Below are 11,946 nucleotides of genomic sequence, written 5' to 3' on the forward strand. Positions count from 1 at the left end.
CAATGAAGTTTAAGGAATCCTCATGAGCGCCACGGACCTCTCCTCATTACAGACCGTCATCGAGACTGCTTTCGACAATCGCGACACCATTACCCTCTCGACCAAGGGCGAAGTGCGCGATGCTGTCGAGCAATCGCTTGCCCTGCTCGACCAGGGCAAGGTACGGGTTGCCACCCGTGGAGAGGATGGCCAATGGACCGTGCATCAATGGCTGAAAAAGGCTGTACTGCTCTCCTTCCGCCTCAATGACATGGAAGTCGTCAAGGGCGGGCCGGGGGCTTCGACCTGGTGGGACAAGGTGCCGTCGAAATTTGAAGGCTGGGGTGAAAACCAGTTCCGGGCCGCCGGTTTCCGCGCCGTGCCCAATGCGGTGGTGCGTCATTCGGCCTTCATTGCCCCCAATGCCATCCTGATGCCGTCCTTTGTCAATCTCGGCGCTTATGTCGGCGAGGGAACCATGGTCGATACCTGGGCGACGGTGGGCTCCTGCGCCCAGATCGGTCGCCATGTGCATCTGTCGGGCGGCGTTGGCATTGGTGGCGTGCTGGAGCCAATGCAGGCCGGGCCGACCATTATCGAGGACAATTGCTTCATCGGTGCGCGCTCCGAAGTCGTCGAAGGCTGCATCATTCGTGAAGGCGCGGTGCTTGGCATGGGCGTTTATATCGGCAAATCCACCAAGATCATCGACCGCGCCACCGGCGAGGTAATGTATGGTGAAGTGCCGCCTTATTCCGTGGTTGTTGCAGGCTCCATGCCATCGCCCAACACCATGCCGAACGGCTTGCCGGCGCCCAGCCTCTATTGCGCCGTGATCGTCAAGCGCGTCGATGCCCAGACCCGCTCCAAGACCGGTATCAACGAGCTGCTGCGCGACTGATCTGCGGCTGACACTCCGGGCAGGAACACGGCGATCCTTGGTCGTTCCTGCCCCTTTCAGCCTTGATTGCGTCCATCCTTTTCCCTTGTCTCGTTCTCAAGATCGATATGTCAAAGCATCCAGCCAATTCATCCGCCACCGATCCCGTCGACAATCTTCAGACCCTGATCCGCTGCCCATCCGTGACGCCTGCCGAGGGCGGGGCGCTGTCGGCGCTGGCCGCCATGCTGGAGCCACTGGGCTTTACCGTGGAGCGGATGGTGGCGCGCGAAGAGGGCACGCCCGATGTCGAGAACCTCTATGCGCGGCTGGGAACGGAGGGGCCGCATCTGATGTTTGCCGGGCATACCGATGTCGTACCCGTTGGTAATGAGGCGGACTGGACCTATCCGCCGTTTTCCGCCGAGATCGCTGGAGGCGAGCTTTATGGGCGTGGGGCGGTCGATATGAAGGGTGGTATCGCCTGCTTTGTCGCAGCCATTGCCCGCCATATCGAAAGCCATGGGGCGCCAAAAGGCTCGATCTCCTTTCTGATCACCGGGGATGAGGAAGGCCCGTCCATCAACGGCACCACCAAATTGCTGGAATGGGCTGCCGCCAAAGGCGAGCGCTGGGATGCCTGCCTGGTAGGCGAACCGACCAATCCCGACCAGCTTGGCGACATGATCAAGATTGGCCGGCGCGGTTCGCTGTCAGGCGAGATCATCGTCAAGGGCGTCCAGGGTCATGCCGCCTATCCGCATCTGGCTGACAATCCGGTGCGGGGCGTGATCAAGCTTGCGGAAGCGCTGATGCATCCGGCCTTCGATGCAGGTACCGAGAATTTTCAGCCTTCCAATCTGGAGGTCACGACGATTGATGTCGGCAACGCCGCCACCAATGTCATTCCGGCCCGCGCCCGCGCCAAATTCAATATCCGCTTCAACGATAGCTGGACCGCAGAGACGCTCAGGGCAGACATCATTGGCCGGCTTGATGCGGCCAGCGCCGACCCGTTGCTGCGACCTGGTCGCCCGCCGATTGCCTATGAGCTGGTCTGGGCCGACCGGCCAAGCCAGGTGTTCCTGACCCGCAATAACGCGCTAATTTCCTCCTTGAGTGCTGCCATCGAAAAAATGACCGGCAAAACGCCAGCCCTGTCGACAACAGGTGGCACGTCCGACGCCCGCTTCATCAAGGATTACTGCCCGGTGGTGGAATTCGGCCTTGTCGGCCAGACCATGCATATGGTCGATGAGCGGGTTGCCGTCTCGGATCTGGAGGCGTTGACCGGCATATATGGCGCCTTCATCAGCAGCTGGTTTGCCCATGCCGGGGCTTAAAGAGGTCGAAATCTACCTGACCGGGATCTGGCTGTTGCTGAAAGGCGACCGCCAGGGGTTCAGCTATCTCGACCTGTCCGACCGGGGCGTCAACCGCTCCTTCTGGTCCATCGCCTGGTCTCTGCCGGCCATGATATTTTCATGGGTGTTCTGGTATCAGGCTTTGCTGGAGGATATTCCGGTCTATCAGCAAATGCGGACCCTGTTTTTTCTGCGCATGACAATGATCGATCTGGCCAGCTGGATGCTGCCGCTGATTTTGGTTGGCTTCATCTGCCGTTTCTTCTCGATTGACGACCGTTTCAACGCTTTGGTGGTGACATCCAATTGGCTGGCGCTGCCGATTGCCTATGCCAATGCGCTGCTGATTGCCATATCCGTGCTGATGCCGGGGTTAGGGCAGGTGGTGATCTTGCTCTGGCTGTTGCTCCTGCTTGGCCTGGTTGGTGGCGTATTCCGGCTGACATCAGCAGTATTGGATGGTCAGACCCTGCTGGTCTCGACCATCACTGTGGTCATGCTGGTGCCGACAACCCTGCTGTCGGAATTCCTGGAACGCTATCTGGACGTGGCACCGCTATAGATACCAGCGCTCGCCTGATCACTCTTCGCCGGACACGAAAAATTTTATTCCGACCTGCAAGACCCATGATAGTTTGCACTCACAATGGGGACTCTATCATGATTAAACGCCGGACACTGGTTGCCGCTGCTGTTGCCTGCCTCGCCACGCCCGGTTTGCTGAGGGCCAAGGAGCTCAGTCCGCAGGAGATTTTCTTCGATAAGGATATCCCCGTGCTGGGCAATCCAAAGGGTGATGTCACCATTGCCGAATTCTTCGATTATCAATGCGGCTACTGCAAAACCTATCACCCTATCGTCAGCAAAGTGGTGAAAGACGACGGTCATGTGCGGCTGGTGATGAAGGATTGGCCGGTTTTCGGGCCGGCATCGGTTTTTGCCGCGCAGGCCGTTCTGGCGATTGCAAATCTTGGTCAATACCAGGCGGCGCAGGATGCCCTGCTGGATCTCAAGGGCGGATTAACGCAGGATTCCGTTTCCCAGGCGCTTGAAAGCGTTGGTGTCAATATGACCGCCGTCAAGGCTGCCGCCAACAAGAACAGCGACAAGATTTCCCGCTTGCTTGACCGCAACTGGCTCCAGGCGCAAGCGCTGAATTTTCAAGGTACGCCATCCTTCGTGATCGGAACGACACTCTATCCTGGCGCGCTGGATGAAAAAGCCCTGAAGGAGGCGATTGCCAAGGCGAGGGCTGCATAAGTTTGGTCATGGCTCCTTTGACGCTTGCCCCCCGATCCTTTCTGGCCTCACTGTTTGCTGCCGCCGTTGCTGCTGCCGATCCGCTGAATGGTATCCGAACCCATTTGCCTCCGAAGCCGAAAGGCCGAACCGTCGTGGTTGGTGCGGGCAAAGGCGCTGCCCAGATGGCCGCAGCTCTGGAGACGCTGTGGGACGGCCCACTGGAAGGCGTTATCGTTACCCGATACGGTTATGGCTGCCCGCTTGCCCGGCTGGAATTGCTCGAAGCGGCGCATCCGGTGCCCGATGCCAATGGTCTCGCCGCAGCTGAGCGGCTGAAACAAGCCATTGCCCCGCTTGGCCCTGATGATCTGGTGATTGCCTTGATCTGCGGTGGCGGCTCGGCACTGTTGCCCGCTCCGCCCGCCGGGATGACACTGGAAGACGAGATCGACCTCAACAGGCAATTGCTGGCCTGCGGTGCGCCGATCAGCGCGATGAACGTGGTGCGCAAACATCTGTCGACGATCAAGGGCGGAAGGTTGGCGGCCTTGACCAGAGCACCAATCGTCAGCCTGATCGTTTCCGATATTCCCGGCGACAACCCTGCCCATGTTGCCTCCGGCCCGACCGTGCCGGATGTCTCGACCCGTCATCAGGCGCTGGAGATCATCCGCACCTATGGTTTGCGCCTGCCACAGGCGGCATTGGATCACCTGAATTCTCCAGCCGCCGATGCGCCTCATCCAGATGATCCAGCCTTTGCGCGAAACCGGCATCATGTCATCGCGTCAGCCAGCGTCTCCTTGGAGGCGGCAGCGCTTGCCGCAGAAGCGGCTGGCGTGCGCGCGGCAATCCTGTCCGACAGTATCGAGGGGGAAGCGCGCGATGTGGCTGGCGTTCATGCCGCGCTGGCCCGTGAAATCGCTGCCAAGGACCGGCCATTTCCCAAGCCGGTGGTGCTGCTGTCCGGCGGCGAAACCACGGTCACCATCAAAAACCAAGGAGCGCAGACCGCAGGGCGCGGTGGGCGCAACGGCGCTTTCGCGCTGGCCATGGCGCTGGGCATTGCTGGCCACGATATCGAGGTGCTTGCTGCCGACACCGATGGCATTGATGGCACGGAAAACAATGCCGGTGCCTTTGCCGATGGCACTAGCATTATCAGGTTGAAACAACTGGGGCTGGATGGTGCGGGCCTGCTTGACGCCCATGACAGCTACAGCGCCTTTGAAGCGCTTGGCGACCTGTTCGAGACCGGCCCGACTGGCACCAATGTCAATGATTTCAGGGCAATCCTGATCCGTTGAGCGCCCGCAATCATGCGGGCGTCACTTCATCGGCCTCGTATTTATACGTGGTCGAGCAGAATTCGCAGGTCACGGAAATCTCGCCTTCTTCTTCGCTGGCGGCGATTTCCTCGGCGGTAAAGCCCTTGAGCACGCCCTTGATCTTGTCGCGGGAACAGCTGCACCGATCATGGACGGCCTGCGGTTCATAAACGCGCACACCGCGCTCATGAAAAAGCCGGAACAGCAACCGTTCGGTGCCGATCTGCGGGTCGGTCAATTCGTCGCCATCGATGGTTTCCACCAGCATCCGGGCTTCCGCCCAATTGTCATCTTCGGGACCGTCATATTGATTGTCGTCGCCATCGCCGCCTGGTAGGTCGCCCTGATGCATACGCTCCGGCGCCTCCGGCAGGAATTGGGCGATCAGCCCGCCAGCCCGCCAGCTATGGCGCGGCTTGCCGGAGCTGTCGCGATCAAACAGCTCGGCCACGGCCAGACGCACCCGCGTCGGGATTTGCTCCGACTGGCGAAAATAGAAACCGGCAATGTCTTCCAGCGAGGAGCCATCCAGCGGCACGATGCCCTGATAGGGCTGCATGTAATTGCCCTGATCGATGGTAAAGGCCAGGATGCCCGCGCCAAGCAGGTCGGTCGGAGTCGATTTGCCGTCCGCCAGTGCCTGCGCCAGTCGCTCTTCGTCAAAGCGTGCATAGGCACGGACATTTTCCGGCGTGGCAAAATCACAGACCAGCAAATCGACCGGGCCATCGCTCTTGGTCTGGACGATGAACTTGCCCTCGAATTTCAGCGAGGTGCCGATCAGCACCGTCAGCGCAATCGCCTCGGCCAGCAGGCGGGCAACAGCCGGTGGATAGTCATGCCGATCCAGGATCGTGTTGAGCAAAGGCCCGAGCTGGACCGCACGGCCCCGCACATCCAGACCATCGACCTGGAAGGGTACGACCCGGTCGTCACCGGCAAAGCCGAACTCACCCAACGCGCTCAATTTGTCTGTCATGGCACAACTCCTGGCACGAATGCATCCCTGGATGAATGCAGGGCAACGCCATGCATCTACCGCACGGCGTTGCAATCTAAAATGACTGCATGACGATTATTTGGTCAAGGTAGGTTCACAGCGACCTGTCCGAACCGAGGAAAAGCCCATGCCTCGAAACAAGACGGACAAATGGTATCTTACCGCGTCAAGATCAAGCGGTAAAATTGCGCATCAGCCATGCTCTCGCAATCTCGCGGGGCAGCGCATCCTACAACCCCGCTATTTAAGGCTTTCAACAGCCTGAAACCGTCAAACCGCGCCAAAGCACCAGGCGAGAATGGACTTCTGGGCATGCAACCGGTTTTCCGCCTCATCGAACACGACCGATTGCGGCCCGTCGATTACTTCATCGGTCACTTCCTCACCGCGATGCGCGGGCAGGCAGTGCATGAACAATGCATCTGGCTTTGCTTGTTTCATCAAGGCGGGATTGACCTGGAAGGGCTGGAATACGTTATGGCCGCGCGCCTTGTGCTCCAGGTTCATCGATACCCAGGTATCGGTGATCACAGCATCGGCACCGGTCACGGCCCGGTCGGCATCGTGGCACAGCATGATTTCGCCGCCATTGTTGCGCGCCCAGTTGAGGATCTGGTCTTCCGGCTCAGAGCCCATTGGCACGGCCATATTCATCTTATAGCCGAAGCGGGCCGCCCCTTCGACCAGCGAATGCAGGACATTGTTGCCATCACCCGTCCAGGCCAGCGTCTTGCCCCGGATTGGGCCGCGATGTTCCTCGATGGTCATGATGTCAGCCATGATCTGGCAGGGATGGGTCAGGTCGGTCAACGCATTGATCACCGGAACGGTGGCGTGTTCGGCTAGTTCCAGCAGGCGGTTGTGATCAGTGGTGCGGATCATGATCGCATCGACATAGCGCGACAGGACTTTGGCCGTATCGCCAATCGTCTCGGCGCGGCCAAGCTGCATTTCCGTACCGGACAAAAACAGCGTCTCGCCGCCCAGTTGGCGCATGCCGACATCGAAGGAGACGCGGGTGCGGGTCGATGGCTTTTCGAAAATCATCGCCAGCATCTTGCCGGCCAGCGGCTTATCCGCTGTTCCGGCGCGGGTTCTGGTCTTGCGCTGATGGGCGTCGGACAGAATAGAGTGAAGGTCCTCGGACGTCATGGCCGAGAGGTCGAGGAAGTGTTTCGGGGATGCCATGGTGTTACCTGTCGTTCATGCCTGAGCGATTTTGAGGGCGGCCTGCGCGGACAGCGCCTCGGCGGCCTGTTCGATGCGCTTGAGGCCTTCTCGGGCCTGCTCGGCAGTCAGCGTCAAAGGCGGAAGCAGGCGGATGACGTTATCGCCAGCCGGAACGCCCAGAATATGCTCGTGGCGCATCGCATGCAGCAGGTCCGAGGACGGCACCGCCGCCTTGATGCCGAGCATCAGGCCTTCGCCGCGCACGTCTTCGATGACGCCCGGAAAACGGTCTTTCAGACCGGCCAGACCCTGGCGGAAGACCAGCGCCACATCCCGGACATTTTGCAGGAAGTCATCGGCCAAAACCAGATCGAGAACGGCATTGCCGACCGCCATGGCCAGCGGGTTGCCGCCATAGGTCGTGCCATGCACGCCAGCCGTCATGCCGGACGCAGCTTCTTCTGTGGCAAGGCAGGCACCGAACGGAAAGCCGCCGCCGATACCCTTGGCCACCGCCATGATATCGGGTGTGATGCCAGCCCATTCATGGGCAAAGAACTTGCCTGTCCGGCCAACGCCCGACTGCACTTCGTCAAGAATGAGCAGCAGGCCCTTTTCGTCGCAGATTGCCCGCAATTCGCGCAGGAACTCGGTCCCAACGACGCGAATACCGCCTTCGCCCTGGATCGGTTCGATCAGCAATGCAGCCGTGCTGTCGGTAATCGCCGCCTTCAAGGCGTCAAGGTCGCCGAACGGCACCTGGTCGAAGCCGGGCGCCTTGGGGCCGAAGCCTTCAAGATATTTTTCCTGGCCGCCCGCCGCGATGGTGGCGATGGTGCGGCCATGGAAAGCACCTTCGAAGGTGATGATATGGAATTTTTCAGGATGGCCCTTGCTATAGTGATAGCGGCGAGCCGTCTTGATGGCGCATTCCAGGGCTTCGGCACCGGAATTGGTGAAGAATACCTTGTCGGCAAATGTTGCCTCGACCAGCCGTGCGGCCAGGCGTTCCTGGCCGGGAACTTCATAAAGGTTTGACAGATGCCAGACTTTCTCCGCCTGGCTTTTCAAGGCCTCGACGAGATGCGGATGCGAATGGCCGCAGGAGGTCACGGCAACGCCGCCGGCAAAGTCGAGATATTGCTCGCCTGTTTCAGTGTAAAGCCACGGGCCCTCGCCTCGCTCGAAACGCAGCGGCGCACGTGAAAACGTGTTGAACAGCGGCGTTGATGTCTGAGCCATGACGGAAAATCCTTTCGAGCGGCTTTTTGAACTCTGAACAATGTTGCGTGGCAACCACCGAAAAACCGGTGGAAAAATCAAAAATGCCGCCTTTCGGCGGCATTTGCACTATTCCGGCTTCCGCCAGCGTTGTCAACAAAACATCGGGGCAAAGGGATTGGAACTGGATCGCACTGAGATGCGCTCGGAAACTCTCTTGATGAGGACGCATCGATAAAAAATCGGTGGATAGCAAGTTGGGGAAAAGCCTGAAATTCGATTCACGATGATTCGGCGACTCTTGTCACGGAGTCAGGCTCACACTAGGTTAATGACGAATTACTACACTGCATGCGGCGGAAACAGTCACCGACAACACGAGGAAAGTTGGGTTCCGGAACCTTCCGGGACATGGATGATGGATTCCGCGTCAAGCGCGTGCACCAGGCGGAGATTGCGGCATGAACTGGACGGACGAGCGAGTTGAAAGACTCACGAAATTATGGGCCGAAGGCCTGAGCGCAAGTCAGATTGCGACACAGCTTGGCGGCGTCAGCCGGAATGCCGTGATTGGCAAGGTTCATCGGCTGTGCCTTCCGGGCCGTGCCAAGGCAGGCGGTCCTGCTGCCACGCCAGCGCGCACACCCAAGCGGCCAGCACCGTCCACGCCCCGCGCACCGAATTTTGCTGCACGCACGCCTTCCAGCGCGCCGCGTCCTGCCGCACGCACCACTGGGGCGACCGCGCTGAACGACGATCTCGACATGGATGTCACCGAGAACATGGCTGCCTTGCCGGTTCTCAACACGACCATCCTGCCAGCCTCGCGCCGCTTGTCGCTGACGGACCTGACCGAGCGGACCTGCAAATGGCCGGTTGGCGACCCAATGGCCGACGAGTTTCACTTCTGTGGCTGCGACAGCCAGGACAATTCTCCCTATTGCAAATATCATGCGAAGCTCGCCTACCAGCCAGTAAACGAGCGGCGCCGAGCTGCTGCGAACGCGCGCTGATCTCTGCCCGTGATCTCCGATCGCATATCATAAAAAAAGCGAGCCGCCCGGCTCGCTTTTTTGTTATTCAAGGCTTCGGCTGCTTAAATCGTGTAGAGGCTTAAGCTTCCATCGAATAGCCGGCGCCGCGCACCGTGCGGATCACGTCCTGCATATTGGAAAAGTTGAGCGCCTTGCGCAGCCGTCCGACATGGACATCGACCGTGCGCTCGTCCACATAAATGTCATGGCCCCAGACGCCATCCAGCAGTTGAGAGCGGGAAAACACCCGGCCGGGTGAGGTCATCAGGAATTCCAGCAGCCGGAACTCGGTCGGCCCGAGGCGCACTTCACGGCTCTTGCGATGGACCCGGTGGGTTTCGCGATCAAGTTCGATATCGCCGCACCGCAGCAGGCTGGACAGAACTTCCGGCTTGGCGCGGCGCAGCATAGCCTTGACGCGGGCCATCAGTTCCGGTGTCGAGAAAGGCTTGACGACATAATCGTCGGCGCCGGTGGCAAGTCCGCGCACCCGCTCGCTCTCTTCGCCACGCGCCGTCAGCATGATGATTGGCAGCCGCTCGGTATCGGGCCGCATCCGCAGGCGACGACACAGTTCGATGCCGGAAACACCCGGCAACATCCAATCGAGGATCAGCAGATCCGGCACTCGTTCCTGCAGGCGAAGCTCGGCTTCGTCTCCCCGCAGAATGGTTTCGACCTCATAGCCTTCCGATTCCAGATTATAACGCAAAAGGACGCTCAGGGCTTCTTCGTCTTCAACGACGGCAATTTTCGGCAGCATTCGATCCCATACCTTCAATGAGAGAGTCTTCCCGCAAGCCTTTCCTTGTCCGCTCTGGCGAAAAAGAACACGGCAATACGAGAATTTCGATGTTTACAGCATGTTTGCGCTTTATGATGGCGCTCTACTGTGACTGGAAGGCTGGCCTGTCGCCACAGGTCGAACCTTCGGGTGAAGCCCCCACCCCATTTGGCGTCAGACGCTGAGCTGTCCGATGCCAATCTCCGTCATGGTTTCATACCCGCAACCATAGACCATGGCTGTTGGTATGCTTTTCTGTGATATCTCAAGGTCTTGATGCCTTGAGATATCAGCATGTCATTCAACACGAGGATGGGTCAGCATCCTCGCACTGTCATCTCAATCGGCAACCCCGAAAGCGGTCGTCGTATCGTCCTTCGGGCGTTCACCCTCGGGCTGTGCGCCAGTGGCCATGTAATAGATGGTCTCGGCGATATTGGTGGCATGGTCGCCGATGCGCTCGATATTCTTGGCGCAGAACAGAAGGTGCGTGCAGGTGGTGATGTTGCGCGGATCTTCCATCATATAGGTCAGCAATTCGCGAAACAGCGATGTGTAGATCGCATCGATCTCTTCATCGCGGTCGCGGATCGACTTGGCTTTTTCCGCTGAGCGGGTGGTGTAGACATCCAGCACTTCCTTAAGCTGGGTCATCGCCAGTTCCGAAAGATGCTCAATGCCGCGGGCCAGCTTGCGCGGCACGCCGGTGCCTTGGACGGCCATGACCCGCTTGGCATTGTTTTTGCCAAGATCGCCGACCCGTTCCAGATCTGAGGCGATCCTGAGCGCACCGATGATTTCGCGCAGATCGGCGGCCATGGGCTGGCGTTTTGCGATGGTGACGATCGCTTTGTCACCCACTTCACGCTCGGCATTATCCATGATCACGTCGTCCGAGATCACCTTCTGGGCGAGGGCGGCATCGGAATTGACCAGCGCGCGGACGGATTCACCCACCATCTGCTCGGCCAGACCGCCCATTTCCGAAATGCGGCGCATCAGATATTTCAGTTCCTCGTCAAAGGCGGTGTAGATATGCGCTGTCATGTTCTGATCCTTTAAAAAGATGTAGGTTTCAACCGCTTTTCGGATCAGCCGAACCGGCCCATGATATAGTCCTGGGTCCGCTGGTCGTCCGGGTTGGTGAACATCTTGTCGGTATCGTTTTCCTCGACCAGCTGGCCGAGATGGAACATCGCCGTGCGTTGGGACACGCGGGCGGCCTGCTGCATCGAATGCGTGACGATGACGATGGTAAAATTAGCCCGCAATTCGTGGATCAGCTCTTCCACCTTGGCCGTGGCAATCGGGTCCAGGGCCGAGCAGGGCTCGTCCATCAGGATCACTTCGGGGCTGACGGCAATGGCGCGGGCAATGCACAGACGCTGCTGCTGTCCGCCGGACAGGCCCGTTCCCGGCTCCTGAAGGCGATCCTTCGCTTCGTTCCAAAGACCGGCGCGCTGAAGGCTCTTTTCAACGATCTGGTCCATGTCCGCCTTGTTGCGGGCGAGGCCATGGATGCGCGGGCCGTAAGCAATGTTTTCGTAGATCGACTTGGGGAACGGGTTCGGCTTCTGGAACACCATGCCGACGCGGGCGCGAAGTTCCACCACGTCGATGGATGGATCGTAGATATCCATATTGTCGAGGGTGATCAGGCCGGTGACCCGGCAATGATCGATGGTGTCGTTCATGCGGTTCAGCGTCCGCAAGAAGGTAGACTTACCGCAACCCGAAGGACCGATCAGCGCCGTAACGGTATTCTCGCGGACATTCAGGTTCACGTCGAACAAGGCGCGCTTTTCGCCGTAGTAAACGGACACATCCTTGCCGACCATCTTGGTGTTCACTTCGGTCATCTTCTGATCCAAGGCCTTTTCAACTGCTGCTTCAGACATCATGTTCATGTTCTTAACCCTCCGGCCTGTCTTTTCGCAATCGCTT

General features: G+C 59.1%; 12 protein-coding genes. 6 read left to right on the forward strand and 6 right to left on the reverse strand.

The genetic code is table 11. The annotated features are described in order from the left end of the window. The first annotated feature begins 22 nt into the window (after positions 1-22). The 5 genes from dapD (at position 23) to ASB66_RS06830 (ending at position 4,772) form a co-directional block, all read left to right on the forward strand. Positions 23-880 carry a 2,3,4,5-tetrahydropyridine-2,6-dicarboxylate N-succinyltransferase gene (gene dapD / locus ASB66_RS06810; RefSeq protein ID WP_060719612.1) on the forward strand — a complete coding sequence of 286 codons (858 nt, stop codon included), beginning with the start codon at positions 23-25 and terminating at the stop codon, positions 878-880. 107 nt (positions 881-987) lie between these two features. Further along, positions 988-2,202 (forward strand): succinyl-diaminopimelate desuccinylase, encoded by a 1,215-nt coding sequence (gene dapE / locus ASB66_RS06815; RefSeq protein ID WP_060719611.1) that lies wholly within the window; start codon positions 988-990, stop codon positions 2,200-2,202. Beyond that, complete coding sequence (locus ASB66_RS06820) at positions 2,189-2,785, forward strand: hypothetical protein (RefSeq protein ID WP_060719610.1); 597 nt, start codon at positions 2,189-2,191, stop codon at positions 2,783-2,785. The genes dapE and ASB66_RS06820 overlap by 14 nt, the downstream gene beginning before the upstream one ends. Before the next feature lie 98 nt (positions 2,786-2,883). Beyond that, the gene (locus ASB66_RS06825) at positions 2,884-3,483 is read left to right on the forward strand and encodes a DsbA family protein (protein WP_060719609.1); all 600 of its coding nucleotides are present in this window, start codon (positions 2,884-2,886) and stop codon (positions 3,481-3,483) included. 8 nt (positions 3,484-3,491) lie between these two features. Then, positions 3,492-4,772 carry a glycerate kinase type-2 family protein gene (locus ASB66_RS06830; RefSeq protein WP_411910088.1) on the forward strand — a complete coding sequence of 427 codons (1,281 nt, stop codon included), beginning with the start codon at positions 3,492-3,494 and terminating at the stop codon, positions 4,770-4,772. Between the two features lie 10 nt (positions 4,773-4,782). Here ASB66_RS06830 and ASB66_RS06835 read toward each other — a convergent pair whose 3' ends face one another. From ASB66_RS06835 to ASB66_RS06845, 3 genes are all read right to left on the reverse strand, one after another. After that, a complete protein-coding gene (locus ASB66_RS06835) occupies positions 4,783-5,772 on the reverse strand; it encodes an Hsp33 family molecular chaperone (RefSeq protein ID WP_060719608.1) in 990 nt (329 codons plus the stop codon). 291 nt (positions 5,773-6,063) lie between these two features. Next, complete coding sequence (argF, locus tag ASB66_RS06840; RefSeq protein WP_060719607.1) at positions 6,064-6,981, reverse strand: ornithine carbamoyltransferase; 918 nt, start codon at positions 6,979-6,981, stop codon at positions 6,064-6,066. A gap of 15 nt (positions 6,982-6,996) precedes the next feature. Beyond that, positions 6,997-8,205 (reverse strand): aspartate aminotransferase family protein, encoded by a 1,209-nt coding sequence (locus ASB66_RS06845; RefSeq protein WP_060719606.1) that lies wholly within the window; start codon positions 8,203-8,205, stop codon positions 6,997-6,999. A gap of 440 nt (positions 8,206-8,645) precedes the next feature. On the opposite strand from ASB66_RS06845, the gene ASB66_RS06850 reads away from it, so the two are divergent. Beyond that, positions 8,646-9,197 (forward strand): GcrA family cell cycle regulator, encoded by a 552-nt coding sequence (locus ASB66_RS06850; protein ID WP_060719605.1) that lies wholly within the window; start codon positions 8,646-8,648, stop codon positions 9,195-9,197. A gap of 100 nt (positions 9,198-9,297) precedes the next feature. Here ASB66_RS06850 and phoB read toward each other — a convergent pair whose 3' ends face one another. The 3 genes from phoB to pstB form a co-directional block, all read right to left on the reverse strand. Then, positions 9,298-9,981, reverse strand: coding sequence for a phosphate regulon transcriptional regulator PhoB (gene phoB, locus ASB66_RS06855; RefSeq protein WP_015914768.1), 684 nt, complete (start codon positions 9,979-9,981; stop codon positions 9,298-9,300). Between the two features lie 360 nt (positions 9,982-10,341). Continuing rightward, entirely contained in the window at positions 10,342-11,049 is a 708-nt protein-coding gene (gene phoU, locus ASB66_RS06860; protein WP_015914769.1) for a phosphate signaling complex protein PhoU, read from the reverse strand. A 44-nt stretch (positions 11,050-11,093) separates the two neighbouring features. Next, positions 11,094-11,909, reverse strand: a complete 816-nt coding sequence (pstB, locus tag ASB66_RS06865) for a phosphate ABC transporter ATP-binding protein PstB (protein WP_060719604.1) — start codon at positions 11,907-11,909, stop codon at positions 11,094-11,096. Between the last annotated feature and the right edge of the window lie 37 nt (positions 11,910-11,946).

The sequence above is a fragment of the Gillisella vitis genome (assembly GCF_001541345.2).
Lineage (GTDB): Bacteria > Pseudomonadota > Alphaproteobacteria > Rhizobiales > Rhizobiaceae > Allorhizobium > Allorhizobium vitis.

What these genes read in the sequence shown, in the direction of transcription:
- phoB (WP_015914768.1), bottom strand. Translation starts at nt 9,981, where the DNA reads ATGCTGCCGAAAATTGCCGTCGTTGAAGACGAAGAAGCCCTGAGCGTC.
- dapE (WP_060719611.1), top strand. Translation starts at nt 988, where the DNA reads ATGTCAAAGCATCCAGCCAATTCATCCGCCACCGATCCCGTCGACAAT.
- ASB66_RS06820 (WP_060719610.1), top strand. Translation starts at nt 2,189, where the DNA reads ATGCCGGGGCTTAAAGAGGTCGAAATCTACCTGACCGGGATCTGGCTG.
- pstB (WP_060719604.1), bottom strand. Translation starts at nt 11,909, where the DNA reads ATGAACATGATGTCTGAAGCAGCAGTTGAAAAGGCCTTGGATCAGAAG.
- argF (WP_060719607.1), bottom strand. Translation starts at nt 6,981, where the DNA reads ATGGCATCCCCGAAACACTTCCTCGACCTCTCGGCCATGACGTCCGAG.
- ASB66_RS06845 (WP_060719606.1), bottom strand. Translation starts at nt 8,205, where the DNA reads ATGGCTCAGACATCAACGCCGCTGTTCAACACGTTTTCACGTGCGCCG.
- ASB66_RS06825 (WP_060719609.1), top strand. Translation starts at nt 2,884, where the DNA reads ATGATTAAACGCCGGACACTGGTTGCCGCTGCTGTTGCCTGCCTCGCC.
- ASB66_RS06835 (WP_060719608.1), bottom strand. Translation starts at nt 5,772, where the DNA reads ATGACAGACAAATTGAGCGCGTTGGGTGAGTTCGGCTTTGCCGGTGAC.
- dapD (WP_060719612.1), top strand. Translation starts at nt 23, where the DNA reads ATGAGCGCCACGGACCTCTCCTCATTACAGACCGTCATCGAGACTGCT.
- ASB66_RS06850 (WP_060719605.1), top strand. Translation starts at nt 8,646, where the DNA reads ATGAACTGGACGGACGAGCGAGTTGAAAGACTCACGAAATTATGGGCC.
- ASB66_RS06830 (WP_411910088.1), top strand. Translation starts at nt 3,492, where the DNA reads ATGGCTCCTTTGACGCTTGCCCCCCGATCCTTTCTGGCCTCACTGTTT.
- phoU (WP_015914769.1), bottom strand. Translation starts at nt 11,049, where the DNA reads ATGACAGCGCATATCTACACCGCCTTTGACGAGGAACTGAAATATCTG.